17 protein-coding genes are annotated in these 20,607 nt (G+C 37.5%); 15 read left to right on the top strand and 2 right to left on the bottom strand.

Annotated elements, in window-relative coordinates; genetic code table 11:
• The first annotated feature begins 15 nt into the window (after positions 1-15).
• The 6 genes from LQE94_RS03265 (at position 16) to LQE94_RS03240 (ending at position 5,801) form a co-directional block, all read left to right on the top strand.
• Entirely contained in the window at positions 16-1,416 is a 1,401-nt protein-coding gene (locus LQE94_RS03265) for an MFS transporter (protein WP_240576990.1), read from the top strand.
• Positions 1,417-1,438: 22 nt separating this feature from the next.
• A complete protein-coding gene (locus LQE94_RS03260) occupies positions 1,439-2,767 on the top strand; it encodes a carboxylesterase/lipase family protein (protein WP_240576989.1) in 1,329 nt (442 codons plus the stop codon).
• 100 nt (positions 2,768-2,867) lie between these two features.
• Complete coding sequence (locus tag LQE94_RS03255; RefSeq protein WP_240576988.1) at positions 2,868-3,062, top strand: hypothetical protein; 195 nt, start codon at positions 2,868-2,870, stop codon at positions 3,060-3,062.
• Entirely contained in the window at positions 3,047-3,478 is a 432-nt protein-coding gene (locus tag LQE94_RS03250) for a C-glycoside deglycosidase beta subunit domain-containing protein (protein WP_117991901.1), read from the top strand. The genes LQE94_RS03255 and LQE94_RS03250 overlap by 16 nt, the downstream gene beginning before the upstream one ends.
• A 16-nt stretch (positions 3,479-3,494) precedes the next feature.
• On the top strand, positions 3,495-4,481 hold the full coding sequence (locus LQE94_RS03245) for a sugar phosphate isomerase/epimerase family protein (RefSeq protein ID WP_240576987.1): 987 nt from the start codon (positions 3,495-3,497) through the stop codon (positions 4,479-4,481).
• A gap of 351 nt (positions 4,482-4,832) precedes the next feature.
• Positions 4,833-5,801, top strand: a complete 969-nt coding sequence (locus tag LQE94_RS03240) for a flavodoxin family protein (protein WP_118689224.1) — start codon at positions 4,833-4,835, stop codon at positions 5,799-5,801.
• 89 nt (positions 5,802-5,890) lie between these two features.
• Here LQE94_RS03240 and LQE94_RS03235 read toward each other — a convergent pair whose 3' ends face one another.
• Complete coding sequence (locus tag LQE94_RS03235) at positions 5,891-6,706, bottom strand: helix-turn-helix domain-containing protein (RefSeq protein ID WP_240576986.1); 816 nt, start codon at positions 6,704-6,706, stop codon at positions 5,891-5,893.
• Between the two features lie 198 nt (positions 6,707-6,904).
• Here LQE94_RS03235 and LQE94_RS03230 point away from each other — a divergent pair, with 198 nt between their 5' ends.
• Complete coding sequence (locus LQE94_RS03230) at positions 6,905-9,106, top strand: glycoside hydrolase family 3 N-terminal domain-containing protein (protein WP_118689223.1); 2,202 nt, start codon at positions 6,905-6,907, stop codon at positions 9,104-9,106.
• A gap of 89 nt (positions 9,107-9,195) precedes the next feature.
• Entirely contained in the window at positions 9,196-10,239 is a 1,044-nt protein-coding gene (locus tag LQE94_RS03225; RefSeq protein WP_022076226.1) for an alpha/beta hydrolase, read from the top strand.
• A 67-nt stretch (positions 10,240-10,306) separates the two neighbouring features.
• On the opposite strand, the gene LQE94_RS03220 is transcribed toward LQE94_RS03225, so the two are convergent.
• Positions 10,307-11,443: an anaerobic sulfatase maturase gene (locus LQE94_RS03220; RefSeq protein WP_240576985.1), complete on the bottom strand. Its 1,137-nt coding sequence runs from the start codon at positions 11,441-11,443 to the stop codon at positions 10,307-10,309.
• A 238-nt stretch (positions 11,444-11,681) separates the two neighbouring features.
• Between LQE94_RS03220 and LQE94_RS03215 the strand changes: the two genes are divergently transcribed.
• The 7 genes from LQE94_RS03215 (at position 11,682) to LQE94_RS03185 (ending at position 20,532) form a co-directional block, all read left to right on the top strand.
• Positions 11,682-12,545, top strand: a complete 864-nt coding sequence (locus tag LQE94_RS03215; RefSeq protein ID WP_240576984.1) for a LysR family transcriptional regulator — start codon at positions 11,682-11,684, stop codon at positions 12,543-12,545.
• Positions 12,546-12,673: 128 nt separating this feature from the next.
• Positions 12,674-14,101, top strand: a complete 1,428-nt coding sequence (locus tag LQE94_RS03210; protein ID WP_186864750.1) for a sulfatase-like hydrolase/transferase — start codon at positions 12,674-12,676, stop codon at positions 14,099-14,101.
• 17 nt (positions 14,102-14,118) lie between these two features.
• Positions 14,119-15,552: a sulfatase-like hydrolase/transferase gene (locus LQE94_RS03205; protein WP_172696965.1), complete on the top strand. Its 1,434-nt coding sequence runs from the start codon at positions 14,119-14,121 to the stop codon at positions 15,550-15,552.
• Positions 15,553-15,645: 93 nt separating this feature from the next.
• Complete coding sequence (locus LQE94_RS03200) at positions 15,646-16,209, top strand: chromate transporter (RefSeq protein WP_022076232.1); 564 nt, start codon at positions 15,646-15,648, stop codon at positions 16,207-16,209.
• The gene (locus tag LQE94_RS03195; protein ID WP_240576983.1) at positions 16,206-16,766 is read left to right on the top strand and encodes a chromate transporter; all 561 of its coding nucleotides are present in this window, start codon (positions 16,206-16,208) and stop codon (positions 16,764-16,766) included. Before LQE94_RS03200 ends, LQE94_RS03195 begins: the two co-directional genes overlap by 4 nt.
• 207 nt (positions 16,767-16,973) lie before the next feature.
• Positions 16,974-17,951, top strand: a complete 978-nt coding sequence (locus LQE94_RS03190; RefSeq protein ID WP_240576982.1) for a flavodoxin family protein — start codon at positions 16,974-16,976, stop codon at positions 17,949-17,951.
• Between the two features lie 178 nt (positions 17,952-18,129).
• On the top strand, positions 18,130-20,532 hold the full coding sequence (locus tag LQE94_RS03185; RefSeq protein ID WP_240576981.1) for a GH39 family glycosyl hydrolase: 2,403 nt from the start codon (positions 18,130-18,132) through the stop codon (positions 20,530-20,532).
• The last annotated feature ends 75 nt before the right edge of the window (positions 20,533-20,607 follow it).

Genomic DNA, 20,607 nt, shown 5'->3' with positions numbered 1-20,607 from the left:
AGGAGGGTGGCTTCAATGAAAGCTGAAAACACGACAAAAGAAAATGTAGGACCGATTCAAGTTGGTGCATATGGAATAGGAAACTTTGCATGTCAGCTATCTTTTACAATGGTTAACATGTATCTTGCCTATTTTTATACCGATGTATTTGGATTGTCAGCAACTGCAGTAGCAACGCTTCTGTTAGTAGCAAAAGTATGGGATGGTATCAATGATCCGATGATGGGAGCAATCATGGATAAAACTTATCAAAAGGTGGGAGGGTATCGCACATACATTATTGCCGGAGCAATTGCATTGGTAGTATTTACGATTTTGACATTTAGTGTACCGAATTTTGGCAGTACAACAAAGCTTATTTATGCATATGTTACATATATTGGTCTTGGAATGGCTTATACAGTAATGAATGTACCATTTAATGCTTTGCCATCAAGAATGACAGATACACCAAAACGACTGAACCAGATATTTGCTTCTTCCATGTGGGCAGGAGCTCTTGGAAGTACAGTGCTTGGAATGTGTACAATGCCGTTAATCATGTTCCTGGGAAAGGGCGTACAAGAAGCCGGATATCAGAAGACAGCAATTGCTTATGCAGTTATTTCGCTTCCATTAGTATTGATTATGGTGCATTTTTGTAAGGAAAATCCGAAGCTTGCAAAAGCAAAAGAAATTGCAGCATCAAAAAATGGAAATCAGGGAACAACATTTTTGGGATTTTTCAAATCTATTTTCACAAATAAGAATCTGCTTTGCGTTTATGCATACATGTTTTGTGCAATGTTTAGTCAGATCGGAAGAGCATGTACAGCCTTTTATTATTACATGTTCTGTGTAGGTAATATGGCTCTGGCTTCAGTGTTGATGTCATTGGCGGGCTTGGTTAGCCTGGTACTGATTCCAATTATTCCTTCTTTGATTGGAAAATTTGGAAAGAAAAAGATAGTAATTGTATCACAGATCATTCAGATAGTTGGTCTTGTTATGATGTTTGCTGGTCCATATACCAATATTCCTTATACAATTGTAGCAAATCTGGTTTATGGTCTTGGTGGAGGCTATAGTGCATGTGTAGGATCTATGATTGTAGATGCATTGGATAATTATGAATATCAGACAGGTGTCAGAAATGATGGAGTTGCATTTGCATTTAACGGATTAATGACAAAGATTTCTTCTGCAATTGCAGGTTCTGTAGGACTTATGGTTATGGCTGCATTTGGGTATACAAATGGTGCGGATTTAACTGCAAGAGCTCTGACAGGTATCAATGTGGGTGTTAATATTGTTCCACTTGTGGTAGCAGCAATCGCAATTATTCCGATGTTAATTTTTGATTTGAATGAAGAAAAGATGGAAAAAGTCCGTGGAGAGTTAAAGGAAAGAAGAGAAGCACTCTTAAACGAGCAATAAAAACGGGAGAAATTTGGTTAATATGAAATTAGTAACAACAAAAACAGGTAAAATAGAAGGGATAGAAGCAGAAGGATATACAATATTCAAAGGAATTCCATATGCAAAACCACCGGTAGGAGCGTTGCGATGGAAAGCACCTCAGCCGATAGAACCATGGGATGGGGTGTATCATGCAGATAGATTCCGCGAACGTGGCTGGCAGGAGGCAGATACAGAAGGAGAAGTACCTTTCTGGAAAGAAAAATTAGTAAAGGAATTTTATGATCTTCCAGAGTATATACCGGAGATGAGCGAAGATAGTCTGTATTTGAATATTTGGACTCCTGCAGAAAAGCCAGATGAGAAACTTCCGGTCGCATTTTGGATTCACGGTGGTGGCTTCGGAAGCGGTTGGAGTTGGGAAAAAGAATTTGATGGAGAAGCATATTGTAAAAAAGGCGTTATTCTGGTAACGATTGCGTATCGTCTTGGAATGTGGGGAAATTTGGTACATCCATGGTTAAATGAAGAAAATGAGCATGGAGTTTCTGGAAATTATGGAATTCTGGATCAGATTGAAGCATTGAAGTGGGTATATGAAAATATTGAAAACTTTGGTGGAGATCCGAATAACATTACCGTGTTTGGTCAATCTGCGGGTGCAATGAGCACGCAGTTCCTTGTATCGACAGAGCTATCCGGGAATATGATTTCAAAGGCAATTTTTCAAAGTGGAGGTGCTCATAATAACGAATCTTTGGGAGGACATACATGGGAAGAGACACAGAAGATTGGAGAAGAATTCATAACTTACACAGGAGCTGCTTCATTAGAAGAACTGCGAAAGATACCTGCCGAAAAATTGGAGCGAATGGCAGAAGAATTTGCAGCAATGAAGCATGAGATGATTTTATTTATGCCGGTGACAGATGGATATGTGTTTAAAGAAAATACAACAGATTGCTTGAATAATAATCATGTAAAACAGATTCCGTATATGCTGGGAACAACAGAAGCTGATTTGTTTGTGACTCCGGAAATGATTGAAAGTGGAGAAAAAACAGCCCTTTATAAAGGATGCATTGAATGGAGTGAAAAAACAGAAGAACTTTGGGGTCAACCATCTTATGTATATTATTTTAAGAGACATCTTCCGGGGGATGATTGGGGAGCGTTTCATTGCGCAGAGTTATGGTATATGTTTGGAACGATGGACCGTTGTTGGAGACCGTGGGAAGAACATGATAGAAAATTGAGTGAAGATATGCTGAATTATTGGACACACTTTATGCGTACAGGAAAACCAACAGATGGAGATGACTGGAAACCTTGTACAAAAGAAAATCCGTATGTGAAAGAATTTGAATAGTACTTCAAAAATATATCATTATATTGGTTGAGAAACTTTATATTATTATCCTACCCTGAAAACATATAAAGTATCTTAATATAAGAGAGGTCAAAATTAAATGTATAATTTTGACCTCTCTTGTTATTTTTTCGAAAAAGATGAGCAACTTAAAGACAATGAAATAGTCATTTGGGGAGTAGTGCATATAGTGAAGGTATGTTATTTTTATATCAACGAAAAACAGTTCAGGCGGGAAAGACAAATGGCGGAATTAGATTCTAAAGGAGTAGATGTAAGATGGGATTTGCAATGAGAATGGACTTCGTTGACGTTGTTGTTGATGACAGTTTAAAAAATGTGAAAGTAAATGGAAAAAATATCGGATATCAGTTTGATATTCGTCTGAGTTATTATCGTGGACATTTCCTTTCTGTAATTGATGAATTCGGTGTAAAGGTAGACGGAAAAGAAGTGCCAGCAGAAACAATTAAATTCTGTATTAATGGAAAAGAATTCAGTCCGATTGAATTTGATAAATGCTATACAGAATTCTGGCAGGTTATTGAACCGGCAACAATCAAAGTATTTTGTCCAGGGGGATTAAGTGAAGGGGAACATGATATTGATGTAACATTGTTCTTCCGCTCGCCATATATGCCGATCGGACCAGATCACCAGTATATGCCGGTAGACAGCTGTGGAAGTAAACACATGAAGGTAATTGATTAGGAGGTGGACTGATATCATGGCAAATGTAAAAACAGGAATTACATTATTTTCATTGACAGAACCATATGTAAAAGGAGAACTTGATCTGGAAGATGTGATCAGAACAGCAGCAGAACTTGGTGCAGAAGGATATGAAATCGTAGCTGCACAGATGATTCCTTCTTATCCATATGTCAGTGATGAATTTGTAGCATTTATTGAGAAATGCAAAGAAAAATATGGAATCGGACCAATCTGTTATTCAGCTAATATGGACAGAGGTATGTTAAAAGACCGCGACCTGACAGAAGATGAGATGGTAGCAAGAGCTATTACGGATATTATTTCTGCAAATAAACTTGGCTGCACAGTTATGAGAGAGCAGTATTTGTTATCTCCATCCGGACTGGTGCGGATTGCTCCATATGCAGAGGCCTATAATGTTCATGTAGGAATTGAAATTCATAATCCGGAAAGTCCGATTACACCGGCTATTTTAGATTATGTAGAGGCAATCGAGAAGTCAGGAAGTAAATATATTGGATTTGTTCCGGATTTTGGATGCTTTGCAACAAAACCAAATAAACCTTACTGGGATCGTGCACTGGCAGCAGGTGCGACAGTAGAACAACTGGAGAAATGTGCACAGCTTCGTTACGATGAAGTCCCAATGGAAGAGGCAATGAAGATCATGGCACCGGATATTGAAAAGTGTCCTCAGCTTGGCGGAACACTGAACAGTATGTATGGATTTGTACAGTTTAGAAAGAGCTGTACAAAAGAACTGGAAGGGCTGAAACGTATTATGCCATATTGTTTTGAGATGCATGGAAAATGTCATTACGTAGATGAAAATCTCCATGAAGTGGCAATTCCTTATGAGGAGATCATTCCAGTTATAGCAGCTTCTGATTATGAAGGATACATTGTAACAGAATATGAGGCAGAAGGTGGTTATGACAGCATTGAGCAGACGACACGTCACGTTGCGATGGTGAAAAAATTGCTTAAGGAATGTGAGTAAGGGATCCGACAGGGACGGGGAAGCCGATAGGGACGGAGTTTGTGGCTTTTTTGCTTACAAAAAAGCCACAAACTCCGTCCCTATCGGCTTCCCCGTCCCTGCTGGCTCCCTAATGAAAACTAACCAAGGACAAAAATTTTATTCGTTTTTTTGTTCTTGGTTTTCTGCTGTGTCAAAACACATTAGAGAAAAGTATAAATTTCATATAGGATTAGAATAAAGAAATAAGAGACGATTCATCCGTTTATCTTGTATGATAAATACATCATCAAAAGAAGTTACAGAAAATTCCAATATATTTGTAATGAGACTTATGTTGTTAATGAAAAAACAAAAGAAAGGATAAAGAAAATGGAAAAGAAAAAAGTAGTTGGTTTCTCATTTGGTAGAAAAATGTCAAACACAGAGGTCATGATTAAAGAAGCATTATTAGAATGCGAACGTGCAGGAATGGAGATTCAGTTTGTACGTTGTGATGACCTTAACATTCATATCTGTACAGGATGTTGTGCATGTGTAGGTGGACTGATGTCAGGACGCGGAAGAGGTACATGTGTACATAAAGATGACGAATTCTATATCATTGAAGAAGCATTGATGTCAGCAGATGCTGTTATCGTTGGATCTCCGACATATGAATTTGCACCAACAGGTAACTTCAAAGTTGTTTGTGACAGAATCGGACCTTCTCATGATAAGACATTCCGTGGACCAGCAGTAGAGAAGGGAATCGAAGAGGGCAGAGATCCTCAGACATATCCAGATGTAAGAAGTGTAAAACCAAGAGTTGGAGCTTTGATTACAGTTGGTGGAGCAAGAACAGAAAACTGGTTATCACTTTCACTTCCTAACATGTACGAATTTACATTCCCAATGGGAATCGATGTAATCGATAAATACAAATATTTTGGAGCAATGAACATCAGCCATGTTCTTGGCAGACCGGATGTTATGGATAGAATGACACAGCTCGGAAGAAACATCGTAGATGCATTGAATGCTGAGACAGAAGAAGAGCGTACAAAATATCGTGGTGATGATCAGGGAACATGTCCAGTCTGTCATGAAGATATTCTGACAGTCAGCCATAAGGGAAATAAAGTAGAATGTCCAGTTTGCGGTATCGAAGGCGAACTGACAATCGAAGATGGAGATATCAAAGTAATCTTCTCTGAAGAAGAACAGAACAGATCACGTCTTCATGATGCTGGTAAATGGGAGCATTCAAATGAAATCCGTGATGGTGCAATGACACAGAAAAAAGTAGAGAACCTGAACGAATTAAAACAGAAATATATCGGTGTTGGTGAAGAAAAATAAAATACTGAAAGAAACCGCTAGGGACGGAGTTTTTTGGCATGCATGCGAGCCAAAAAACTCCGTCCCTAGCGGTTTATCCTCCCAACGGCTTATCCATTTTTACGATATCGTTCAGGAGTCATCCCAACAATATTTTTGAACGTTTTTCCGAAATAACTTGGACTGTCAAATCCACACATTTGTGCTACATCGATGACCTTTTTTTCAGGATATTGAATTAGAAATTGTCGGGCATGACCAATACGAATGCTGGTGAGACATTGAATAATTGTTTCACCGGTATTTTTCTTAAATAAAGCACACATGTAATCCTTTGTAAGATTGACAGTTTCGGCCAATTCATTCAGGCTAATCGGCCGGGCATAATTTTCCTCTAACCACGAAATGACTTTCAAGACGAAAGGATTTTCGTGGGAATATGTAAATTCATGTGTGCGCGTGATACATCTGGAAAGATCCAAAAGAAAATCGTAGCATTCTTTTGAATAGGAAAGCGTCTGATCACTGGAACGATTTTCATAAAGCCAGAGGAGTTTTTGAATATGCTGTTCGAAAATAGAGCCATCCGAAAAATGATAAGCGCCGGATTCGCCCATTTGAAGTAAAGCAAGAATATCAGAACAGAGAGGACCATTGAAGGCAATAATATGCAAAGTCCAGTTATTTGTGACTGCCTGATAAATATGTTCCCGATCAGGATAAATAAGAAATCCCTGCCCTTTTGTAATTATGCTTCTTTGTTCATCTAAGATAAGCTCGCCCTGTCCTTTTACACAGTAGAACCATTGAAAGTAAGGAACTCCCTGAGGTCTTCGGACCGGTTCCTGCAAATGATTTGCTCCAAACATCCAAAGTTGGATAGGAAGAGTCTGGGAAAATTCTTTGGAATGAAATTGATATAGCATGTGTTAAAACCTCAAATCTATATATCGTTATATAAATATCATTATATTTAGATTGAGGAATGCTGTCAAGGGCGTATAATGAAAGTATAGAATTCAGTAGTTTGCAGGCACATTGCTATTTATAGAAAAGAGCTTTGAATATTGAAAATTCAGCAGAATATGGTGATGTACGCAATCATGAAAGGAGAACGACAGAACATGAACTTAACAGAAGTACAGAAAGCAAAAGTAGAAGATCTTTTAAGCCAGATGACATTAGAAGAGAAGATTGGTCAGATGAATCTGGAATCGCCATCAATAGTAGGCGGGTTTGAAGTTCCGTTTGAAGAGTTGATCGAGATGATGACAGACGGACGTATTTCTCAGGAGGAATTCCAGAAAATCCTCGCAACTTCAGAGCAGGATTTCCATGAAGATGATATCCGTGCCGGTAAAGTCGGAGCAATGATGGTAAATGACCCACGTAAAAATAATGAATTGCAGAAAATTGCAGTCGAAGAAAGCAGACTTGGAATTCCGCTGATTGTAGGATTCGATGTAATTCATGGGTTCCGCAGTGTGTATCCGATCGCAATTGCAGAGGCAGGATCTTTTGATGAGAATCTGTTCGAAAGAACAGCAAAGATGGCTGCAAAAGAGGCAAGAGCTTATGGAATAAACTGGACATTTGCACCGATGATCGATGTCGCAAGAGACTCTCGTTGGGGACGAGTTTCCGAGGGACCTGGAGAAGATCCGTATCTGGGGTCTTGCTTTGCGAGAAAGAAAATTCAGGGATTGCAGAATAATCAGGAGTCTGTAGAAGATTATGTGGCAGCCTGTGTAAAACATTATGTTGCATATGGTGCCTGCGAATCAGGAAGAGATTACAATACAACAAGTATGTCAATCTCTCAGCTTCATAATGTATATCTGCCGACATTTAAGGCAGCAGTAGAAGAGGGAGCTGCAACAGCAATGGCATCATTTAATGATTTGAATGGTGTTCCATGTACAGTCAATGAATATACACTTCGTCAGGTATTGAAAGATGGATATGGACTGGATGGATTTGTTGTCAGTGATGCAAATGGAATCAAAGAATGTGTGGCACATGGTATTGCTGAAGATGAAAAAGATGCCGGTCGTCAGGCTGTCAATGCAGGCCTGGATATGGATATGGGAACAAACATTTACTCCAAGAATCTGGAACAGCTGATCAAAGAAGGCAAAGTATCTATGGATACAGTAGATGAGGCTGTGCGTAGAATCTTATCAGTAAAAGTATGGCTTGGATTGTTTGAAAACCCATATGTTCCGGATGAAGTGATCGAGCAGTATGAAAAAGCATTGCCGGAAGAACATGTTGCAACAACATTAGAAGCAGCGAAGAAATCAATTGTATTATTAAAAAATGAAAAAAATATTTTGCCATTAAATAGAAATTTGAAAATTAGTCTGGTTGGAACTCTGGCAGCTGAAAAAGCAGAAGTTTGCGGTGCGTGGGCAATGGCATTTAATCAGGCAGACTGTGTATCAGTGTTAGAAGGACTGCAGAACAGTGGAGCAGATGTAAAATATTATCCATGTGGCGGACCGGAAGGTGCGATTAATGAAGAAGAGATAGAACAGGCTTGCCTGGAAGGAGATGTGATCATCGCAGTAGTTGGAGAGACTGCTAGTATGAGTGGAGAGGCATCTTCAAAAGCAGATACAACATTGCCGGGAGAACAGAGACAGTTGCTGGAAAAATTATTAGAATTCAGAAAACCACTTGTAACAGTATTGATGAATGGACGTCCGCTGGCACTTGGCTGGGAGGCAGAACATTTACCGGTTATCGTAGAAGGATGGCATCTTGGAATCCAGGCAGGAAATGCGTTGGCATCCGTACTTTTTGGAGAGACAAATCCGTCAGCAAAATTGTCAGCTTCGTTCCCGTCAGTAACAGGACAGTGCCCGATTTATTATAATCATCCAAGTACAGGAAGACCGGGAAGCAAGAGTAAGTTCACATCACGTTATCTGGATGCTCCGTTCGATGCTCTATATCCATTTGGCTATGGATTAAGTTATACAACATATGAATACGAGAATCTTCATGTGGAAGAAAAAGCAGAGGAACTGGAAGTAACAGTACAGGTGAAAAATACAGGAGACCGCGAAGGTATAGAAATCGTACAGTTGTACATGCAGGATGTAACAGCAAGTCTTGTGCGTCCGGTGAAAGAACTGAAAGGTTTTGCAAGAGTAGAGCTGAAACCTGGACAGGAAGAAATTGTTGTGTTACATTTGGCAAAACAGGATATGGGATTCTATAACAATCAGGCTGAATATGTATTAGAAGATGGAAAATTCAGAATCTATGCTGGTGGAAACTCAAGAGATTGTCTGTGTGAAGAAGTAAATGTTAAATTTTAATTAAAGGAGGAACAGTGCAGGAAAAGTCTATCGGACAGATAGAAAATCTTGTGCTGTTCTTTATATAAATATATGGGAGGAAACAGAAAATGAAAACAATAGAAGTTACTTTGAATGAAAAACGAAATGTCCGTTTAACAGCATTTATTCAGGATGTAGGAAAAGAATATCGAAATATTACCAAGAGACCAGGTGTACTGGTAATTCCAGGAGGCGGCTATATGTTCTGCTCAGATCGTGAAGCTGAACCGGTAGCGTTGGCGTACTTAAATGCAGGATATGATGCGTTTATTCTTAGATATACGACAAATGAGGTTGGAAGCTGGCCGGACCCATTACAGGATTATGAAGATGCAATGGAATATATCATCAATCATGCAGATGAATGGAATTTGATGGCAGATAAAATTGCAGTAGCCGGATTCTCAGCAGGAGGACATCTCGCAGGTGCAGCTGCAACGATTGCCAAGCATAAACCGGCAGCAGCAATTTTAGGTTATGCAGTATTAAATGAACAGGTTGATGAAATCGCGACCAATGCACCGAGAATTGTAGAAGAAGTAAACTATGATACTTGCCCATGCTTCCTTTTCGCAGCTCGTACAGACAATGTGGTTCCGATTCATAACAGTATTCAGATGATGGATGCACTGGATAAGGCAGGAGTAACATTTGAGAGTCATATTTATGCATATGGACCGCATGGTTTTTCAACAGGTGATGAATCCATCCAGACAAGAGAATCCGCATTTTGTCCAAGAATTCCAAATTGGGTAAAAGATAGTATTGGATTTTTAAAGGATGTGATGGGTGATTTTTATGTTGGAACAGCAGAAGATAAAGTACTTACAAAACCAAATTGTAAAGCACATATCACAGATGATGGTGCAGCATGGCTTTCTCTGGATTGTACGATTGGAAGAATTTTTGGAAACCCGGCAGCAAAAGAGGCACTTGCGGATACAATCAAAGTGATGAAAGAGAAAATAACTCCATTTAGACCGGATATGACATTTGAAGATATGATGACAACACTTAGTAAAATGAAATTGCTAGATTTGCTTCAGGAGCGTTCTATAGATGTGGACGAAGAGAAGTTGAATGAGGTGCTGGGAAAGATTCCGAATATCTGATAAAATATGAATTTAAAATTTATAAATGATACGAATATAGAATTTTAGCAAAAAACAGGAGAGCGGATCAAAAGAAATCTGTCCTCCTGTTTTTAGCAATTTTATCTGCAATATCCATAATGCGAGTATAATTTTTCTGGAAAAACATCTGATAACTTTTACAGTAGTAATTTTGATAACTGTTGGAAGTTTTATTATAGTCGCGGTTTCTTTGACAGCCACCCTTGCAAAGTGGATAATATTTACAACATTTACAATTAGAATCCATTTTTTGAGAGCATTCTATAAATCCCGAATCTACCCGATGCTGATTGATTACATCTATCCGATCTGTGTTAAAATTACCGAGGAGATATTCGTCAAGAACATAGAAATCACATGGATAAACACTTCCGTCTGCTTCAACAACATTCTGGATTCCGCAGAATCCACGCTGCTCACAGGATTCTGGATAATAACCCATTGCGATTGCAACATAGTTTTCGAATTGACGGATAAATGGCTGCTTTCCTTGCTGTAGATCGCTGTACCAAAGTTCAAAAAGATCAATCAAAAATTGTCCATATACTTCTGGTGAAAGCGAATGAGGATTGTTTCCGTGAGGTTCATTTAAAGGATCGAGACAGGCAATATATTGTTGATAATTCCATCCTTTTTTTTGATAAAAGGAATAGATGGTACGTATGTGAGCGGCAATTTGGGGCGTTACCACTGTTAAAATATTGTAATCGACCTGATATTGATCCATTAACTTGGCTGAGGCAACAACCCTGTCAAAAGTATCCTCGTTATTTGCTGTACGTCGGTAGATATTGTGGATTTCTCTGGTGCCATCAATAGAAAGTCCTACCAGAAAATGATTTTCGTGAAAGAATTTGCACCATTCTTTATCTAACAGATAGCCATTGGTTTGGAACGAATTTGATATGGTAATGTTGTTTTTGTTATATTGCTTTTGAAAGGCGACAGCCTGCTTGTAGAAATCCAGACCACGTAAGGTTGGTTCACCGCCCTGATAGGCATAACTGATATATCCTTCTGCACGAAGCAGAGTCTTTCGAATAACATTTTTTAAGGTTTCTTCCGTCATAAATCCATAAGATTTATGCGTTCGCTTCTGGGCTTCATCACAGTAAAAACAGTAGTCACAGGACATGTTGCACAGACTGGATGAAGGTTTCATAAGAACACTGATTGCGGGCATATAAATTCCTCCTGTTAGATTATTGCTTATATTCCAGACCGTATGTTCGAGATAAAGTGAACGATAACAAATTATCTTTTATTTTATAAAAATGTCTAAGTTCAGTTTACATGAGACGCAGAGAAAAGTACAATGCAAAAAGAGGATTGTGTCATATCAAGACTGCATGAATGATAAAAAATCTGCATTTGAGTAAAAGATAGATTTATGTTACCATGAAGTTATTGAGGTGAGCAGGATGAATTTATTACAGATAAAATATTTTTTAGAAGTAAGCAAAACATTGAATTTTACAAATGCAGCACAGAATCTATTTGTATCGCAACCTGCATTTAGCAGGCAGATTCAGGCACTGGAAGAAGAATTGGGGGTAAAATTACTATTTCGAAATAATCGGAAAGTGGTACTTACAGAAGCAGGAAAAGTGTTTCAAAATCGATTTGAAAAGATTGTTAATGAGATTGAGGAAAGTTTAGAAGAAGTGAAAAGTAAGACCGCACATCAGGACTTTGTTCGAATTGGAGTATTGCAAGTGATTACTTCGGAGTTGATTGATAATTTATTAGAAAAATTATGCGGATTTTTCTCTCCGGAAAAGATTCAAATATACAGATATCGATTTGATGAGTTAAAGGAAGCTTTTGAAAAAGATAAGATAGATATTGTTATATCTCTGGGCGGATTTTTATCAGAAAGAAGCGAGATTGAGCACTATACGTTGGAACGAATTTCAGCTGGGATTATATGTTCTAAAGAGATGAAATTTAATCAGAAAAAGAAGGAAGTCCTGTATAAGGAACTTAAGAATAAAAAATTAATCTGTGTAGAAAAAGAATTAGATCCTGAGTTTGGAAAATATCAGGAAATGATATTGCATGAATTACAGATTGCATCAGAACAAGTTATATATACGGGCGATGTTATAAATACGATTTTACATTTACATAAAAAGGATGGATATAGCATTTTTTACAAAAGCCCAGATTTGCTTGAGTCTGAGAAGATACAGTTTATACCGATTGAGGATGAAAGCATCTATTTTAAGATTATGATAAGTTGGAAAAGGGAAAAGAAATTTCCAATAAAAGAAGTATTTGGATAAAAACATGGTTTGATGCAAATGCAGAATTGCATGATGAGTTTCAGGTATTATACAAGTAAAAGCAAAATTGTTATAGTTTCTTTAGAACGAGAGACTATAACTTTTTTATTATATTAGGAGATGATATTTTGAATTATGTATTGCTGTTTCCAGATGAAATGAGAGCAGAAAGTCTGGGGTGCTATGGACATCCGTTGGTAAAGACCCCGTACATTGACAGACTTGCACAGGAAGGAACATTATTTGAACAAAACTATACGACACATCCGGTTTGCGGTCCATCCCGATGTAACTTGGTCAGTGGCTGGTATCCGCATGTAAATGGAAAAAGAACGTATTATAATATTACAGAGCACGATCCTAATTTTATATCGCATTTAAATGAGGCTGGATTTGTGACGTGCCACGCAGGAAAAGATGATATGTTTGATAAACAATCCATGCAACATGTCTTCAAAAAATTACTCCCATTTAAAAGGAGAGATGTTACAAAATCATATCGTGCAATTGAAAACGCACCATATTCTATGTTATATCCACCAATTCCAAATATAGATCAGAAAGAAATCGGGGATGAGCAACATACAGAAGACGCAATTGAATTTATAAAAGAACAAGCTCAGAAAAAGCAACCCTTCTTTTTGATGTTATCATGGATGAATCCGCATCCTCCATATACGGCTCCGGAAAAATACTATAACATGTATAATGCCAAACAGATTCCATTTCCGAGAAAATTGGAATGGGTGAAAAAGAACAAACCTGAATTATATAAGGTTTTAAAGAAGTATCGAAATACGGAAGAAGAGACAGAATTATTTTTTAGAAAAATCAATGCTGTTTATCTTGGAATGATATCTTATGTGGACGAATTGACAGGTAGAGTTGTACAGACGTTGAAAGAAGCCGGAATTTATGAGGAGACAACAATTATTTTGTGCTCTGACCATGGAGACTTCGCGGGAGATGCAGGAGAAGTTGAAAAGTGGCCCTCAGATATGACGGATATGATAACGAGAGTTCCGCTTATTATAAGAAGACCGGGATGTAAGGGTGGACAGCGAATTAAGACACTTACACAGTCTTTTGATATTTTCCCGACGATTTTGGATTATGAGAATATAGAGTTGCATTATCAACAATTTGGGGTTTCACTTCGTCCACAATTAGAGGGAGAGAATGGGGATGAGTCACGTGCGGTTTATTGTGAAGGGGGGTATGATATAAATGAACCACATTGCTTTGAACCGACATGCTTTAAAGGAACACCATTGGATTTTCCACAAATTCCAGGAACAGATTATTATCCGAAATGTCTGCAGCAACAGGAGAGACCAGAAACAGTATGCCGTGTTGTGATGCAAAGATATAAAGAATGGAAACTGATTGTGAGGACAAATAGAGAAAATGAATTATATAATATGCAAATAGATCCATGGGAAGAAGAAAATTTGTATGGACAAGAGGAATATAAAGACATTTCTATTAAATTAGAAAGAAAAATGTTAAATTGGTTGATTCATACTTCGGACGTGGTGCCAATAGAAGGTAGATGATTACAGGAGGGCGAAAGATGAATGTATTATTCTTTTTTACAGATGAAATGAGAGCGGATGTGTTGGGATGCTATGGAAATCAGGTGTCAAAAACACCAAATTATGACTGGATTGCAAAAGAGGGAACTTGTTTTGAGAATACTTATGTTGCAAATCCAGTATGTGTTGGTTCAAGATGTTCTCTGTTGACAGGATGGTATCCGCATGTAAATGGTCATCGGAGTTTGTTACACTTTATAGACGAACATCATCCTAATTTCATGAAAGATTTTAAAGATGCAGGATATAACGTACAGTTTTATGGGAAAAACCATTGTTTGAACGATGAGGCTTCAAGGCAGTCTTTTACGAAGAGTCTGGGATTGAAACTGGCATGGCGGAAAGACAATGAGGTTGTGAAAACTGAAAAATTACCGATGTTTTCTGGACGTTACCACATGTTATTGGAGCCAATGGAAGACGAAGAATTAGAAGAAATGACAGATACGAAAATGGTAAATGCCGGAGTCGATTTTCTGAATCACTATCAAAAAGGAGAGAATCCATTTTTCCTGTTTGTATCATTAAATAATCCACATGCGCCATATACGATTCCGAAAAAATACTATGACATGTACAATCCGGATGATTTGCCAGAATTGCGAAGAAAAGATTTGGAAAATAAGCCTGCTTTTATGCGAATTATTCGAGAATATAGTCATTTCGAAAAGGTGGATGATGATACATTTCGTAAGTGTGCAGCAGTGTATCTGGGTATGGTAAAGTATTGTGACGATATGTTGGGTAGATTAATTGAAGCATTGAAACAGAATCGTTTATTGGAAGACACGATTATCGTAACCTCCTCTGATCATGGAGACTGGGCAGGAGATTATGGGCTGGTTGAAAAATGGCCAAATGCGTTTGATGATGATCTGACAAAAGTTCCGTTATTGATAAGGGTTCCAAATTCGTTAAAAGAACACAAGGTAAAACAACTGGTGTCAGAGCTGGACATTTTCCCGACTTTATTAGATTATGCAGGCATAAAAGCAAAGCATGATCATTTTGGCAAATCGCTTAGAAATTTGATTGATGGGGAGAAAGAAACCGAAGATGCAGTTGTTTATTGTGAAGGGGGATATGATGTTCGGGAACAACAGTGTTTTGAAGGAACGGAGCGGGACTATAATTTTTTAATGCGACCAGAGTGTATTTATTATCCGAAAATGTTGATTCAACAGGAAAGACAGGAATGTGTGTGTCGAGGTACGATGATGCGGAAAAAGAACTGGAAGCTGATTGTGAGAACAAATGGAGAAAATGAATTATATAATTTGGAGGTGGATGCAAAAGAGGAAAAGAATTTATATTATAATCCAAATTATAAAAATATTGTCTGTGAGATGAAAAATCAAATGTTGGACTGGTATTTACAGACATCAGATGTTGTTCCAAGATTGCAGGAATGATATATTTATAGAAAGATATGTCAGTAAGAGGAGGAGATTTCCTCCATAAGAATAGAAATATAAAAAGAAACACAAAAAGATAGGACGAGAGCGATGAAAAGTAAAAAAGAAATTTTACTGAAATTATTTATATCTACACTTTATTTAAGTACATTTACTTTCGGAGGAGGATATGTCATCGTAACATTGATGAAGAAAAAATTCGTAGATGAATATCACTGGATTGATGAAAAAGAGATGCTGGATCTGATTGCAATCGCACAATCTTCGCCGGGCGCGATTGCCGTGAACGGAGCAATTGTTGTAGGATATAAGCTTGCGGGGATCTTGGGAGCAATGACTGCGATTATTGCGACGATACTACCTCCGCTTGTTATTATTTCTGTCATTTCTGTGTTTTACAATCAGTTCCACAATAATGTGATTGTAAGCCAGATATTAACTGGTATGCAGGCGGCGGTAGGCGCAATCATTGCGGATGTAGTATATGGAATGGCAAGCGGTGTAGTAAAAGAAAAGAAGGCAGCACAGAATCTGATTATGATTGTAGCATTTATGGCAACCTGCTTTTTTGGAGTACCGGTTTATGCAGTGATTTTAATCTGCATTGGAATTGGATGTGTGCAAACATGGATAGGACGGAGGAAATGGGCATGATTTACTTACAATTATTCTTTAGCTTTTTGCAAGTTGGCCTTTTTAGCTTTGGCGGAGGGTATGCAGCGATGCCATTGATACAGGAACAGATTGTTACAAAGCATGCGTGGTTGAGTATGGTTGAATTCACAGATTTAATTTCCATTTCGCAGATGACACCGGGACCGATTGCGGTGAATTCTGCAACTTTTGTGGGAAATAAGATTGCAGGTGTTGGAGGCGCTTTGATTGCTACAATAGGCTGTATTCTTCCATCTTGTATTATTGTGACGAGTATTGCCTATGTTTATCTGAAAAATCGAGAGAATCAGGTAGTTCAAGAAGTGCTTCAGTCGTTGCATCCGGCGGTAATTGCCATGATTGCATCTGCGGGTATTAGCATTTTGATTACCGCATTCTGGGGAGATTGTGGGAAAATTTCTGTTTCAAATACAGACTGGAGCATGGTTGTAATTTTTGCTATTTCCTTGTTCTTATTGAGAAAAACTTGTATAAGTTCAATCTTAGTGATGATTTTGGCAGGCGGAATGAAACTTTTTACTTCCATGCTTCTGTAAAAGGTCAAAATTGAATATAAAAAGATGACCTTTTAAGTTTCGACAAAAAATAAAGAAAGATGAGCAGGTCATTTTGAGTCCAGAAAAGAAGGCATATGTGATGAGGTGCTTTTATATATCAATCGATATAATGAGTATGTAATATCAATCAGGTCGAAATGAATCGTAATAGATTGGAAAATCGAGTGAAAAAGAAAGGAAATAACTATGAAAGTATTAGGATTATCATTTGGTAAAAAGAATGCAAACACAGACATTCTTGTAAAAGAAGCTCTTTACGGAGCAAAAGAAGCATTTCCAGATGCTGAGATTAATTTTATCAATACACAGAGACTGAACATTGGTCGTTGTATCGGTTGTGGAGCATGTTCTACAGCTTTAGAAAAAGGAAAAGACAATAATTGTATCATCAAAGATGATTTTCAGATGGTAGAAGAAGCTGTCCGTGAAGCAGACGCAATCATTCTTGGAGCACCAGTATATGTATTACAGCCGGTAGGACAGTTCAAAGATTTTGTAGATCGTTTCTCATGCCGTCACGATGTATCCGCTATCAACTGGGTACTGGATAAGAGAAGAAATGGAGAAGCACCAGGAAATGCAGATGACTACCCGATTGAAAGATTAAAGCGCCGTACAGTTTCTTACATTTCAGTAGGCGGAGCAAGCACAGAAAACTGGGTATCTATGGGAACAGCAACATTACATTTATTTGGATTCCCTGCGATGATGAAAGTGGTTGCAAACTATAATGCAAACAGTATGGGAACAATTGGGAACCCATATTTGAATGAAGAAATGATCGGACACATGCATGAAATCGGAAAACGTACAGCAGCGGCTGTGGATATGGAAGATAAAGATGTTGAATTCTATGGACCAAAAGGAATGGGAACATGTCCTGTATGTCATCAGAATCTGTTGACGGTAAATGGAACAACAACAGTAGAGTGTCCAATCTGTGGTATCGAAGGAAAAATTTCTATTGATGGAGATAAATTAAATGTTGAATTTTCTGAAGCGCAGCAGGCAAGAGCAAGAGGAACATTTGCAGGATTAAGAGAGCATACAACAGAAATTCAGGGATTCGGAGCAATCTGTGGACCAAAGATTATGGCAAACAAAGAGTTGCTTGAGAAGAAGATGGAACGTGTTAAAAAATTCGACGAAATGATCAATGCATAATAAATGATACATTCTAAATTGTAATACAGTTTATTTATATGCCCCACAGCGTATTGTGTCCATGTCAGACACATATGTGCTGTGGGGCTATTTCAATGCTTGACGAAAATATTATCAACTATTAAAATTAAAAATAGTGACTAAAAAGCAGAAACCACAAAAGAGAGGTAGTACTTGAATGGATAATATGCGAACAATTATGGACTTCGAATTTGATACTAGCGAAGTACAGAATACACATTTTCATCAGAATCTGGAGATTGTGTATGTTCTGGAAGGCAGTGTGGAAGTACAGATTGAACCAGAAACTTATAATTTGAAAAAAGGTGATTTTTTACTTATTAATGCGAACAAGCGTCATTCTTGGAGGGCGACGGAAGAAAAAATCCTTCTTGCATCATTTCAAATCAATTTTACAATGTTGGCAGAATATATGGGAACAAATCAGTTGTTATTCTGGTGTAATACTACAGCTGATAAGAACGAGTCGTATGAGCAGTTAAAACGAGTGTTGGATCAGATGCTGAACCGTTTTTATGACAAAGAAAAAGAAGGGGCGATTTATCTCAACAGCATTTATTATGAAGCCATTTATTTGTTAGTGGCATATTTCATGATAAAAGCGGACGACGTAAGAATGAAAGAGAATTTTACCCCTGATAATTCGCGAATATTTGAGATTCAGAATTACGTACAGGCAAATTATCAAAAACAACTGAGTCTGAACGATCTGGCTCAGAAATTGTATTTATCGAATGCATATTTATCCAAATATATTAAGAAACATTTTGGACTTAGTTTTTTGGAATATGTCAATAATATTCGTCTGTTCCATGCAGTAGATGAGCTTCTCTATAGCGAAAAAAAGATTACAAGAATTGCACTGGACAATGGATTTCCTACAACAGCAGCATTCAATAAGGCTTTCAAAGAAATCTATAATATGACTCCGTCGGCATATCGTTCGACTGTTCATAAAGAAGAAAATCTGAATGAGAATAAAGAGGCAAAACAAGAACTGGATAAAAGGGTGAAAGAATATCTGGCAGGCAAAGAGCCGGTGGAGGATAATACAGCGACAAGAAATATGAATCTGTATGTCGTAGATGCAAAAAATACTACAGAGTGGAAAAAACCATGGGATAAAATCATCAATATGGGAAATATTGATTCGCTGCTCAATTACGATGTGCAGAGTCAGCTGCTTATGATGCAGAAAGAAATCGGATTTTCCTATGTCCGAATTTACAATATATTTATGAAGGATATGTATTATGAAAATATTTCCGGAGATAACAAATACAATTTCAGCAGAATAGACCGCGGGCTGGATTTCTTGGTAGAGCATAATTTGAAACCATATATAGAACTCTCATTCAAACCAATAGATGTAAATTATACAATCAACTCTTCTGTAGGAGACCGATATAATGAAATTATATTTCATGACAGAGAAAGTTATGTTGAAGTTATGGAAGCGCTTTCATCGCATATTGCAAACCGCTATGGGGTAAATGAAATCGAGAACTGGTATTTCGAACTTTGGAAAGATGACCGTCTCAACATGTTGGATGCGAAAGGGTGGTATTTTGACTGTTTTGAGATTGGATATCATGCGTTAAAGAAGATATCGTCAAAAATTAAAGTGGGAGGAGCTGGATTTGCACTTGGGTATGACAGATATAAATATAGTGCATTGATTCAAAATTGGAAGGCAAGAAATATTAAACCGGATTTTATCAGTGTATATTCCTACTCATATTTATTACTTCAGCAGGATGGTGTTTATTTTGGAAAGCGCTCGCTTGATAACAGCTTTGTAAAAAATCAACTGGAATTGTTCAAAGATGTTTTAAAAGCAGAAGATTTTATGGCGGATGAATTACATATTACAGAATGGAATTTTACGATTTCAAACCGAAATTGTATCAATGACAGCTGTGCACAAGGTGCTTATATTATGAAGACCTGTATGGAATCAATCGGAGAAGCAGACATGATGGGCTATTGGCATGGCTCAGATCTTCATACAGAATATTATGATTCAGGAGCGGTATTATATGGAGATAATGGACTTCTGACAAGAGACGGAATTAAAAAACCATCCTTTTATGCATTTCATTTCTTGAAATTTTTGAAAAAAGAAATGCTTGGGAAAACAGAGAATGCATTGCTTACAACTGATGGACATGGTGTTTATACAATTGCATGTCACAATTGTAAGAAATTCAATTACCGCTATACGATGAAGGACGAGAAAGATATTCGGGTAGAGGATATTGATGGTTTGTATGAAGATACAGATTCGATACATTTGAAATTCCAGATTAATAATGTTAAAAATGGAAACTATGTGATGCGTATATTCTATGTAAATGAAAATAATGGAAGCATTCAGAATATCTGGAAGGATATGGATTATATCAGTAACCTTTCAAAAGGTGAAGTAGAGTATATGAAAAGAAGTGCCAATCCAAAAGTAGATATGAGGAAAATTACAGTGGAAGATAATGTTCTTCATATAGAAACAAAATTGAAAGCACATGAGATTAAGGTGCTGGATATACATTATCAATATTAAGAAATATTTAAAGCTAAAGGAAAAAGAGTGGATTGAGAGGAAAGAAAAGTGAATAAGTTAAAAAAAATATTCGCA

It is taken from the genome of Mediterraneibacter sp. NSJ-151, assembly GCF_022487435.1.
In the GTDB taxonomy this organism is placed as follows: domain Bacteria; phylum Bacillota; class Clostridia; order Lachnospirales; family Lachnospiraceae; genus Schaedlerella; species Schaedlerella hominis.
The sequence above is the reverse complement of the archived record's forward strand: the minus strand, read 5'-3'. Positions and strand labels throughout refer to the sequence as shown.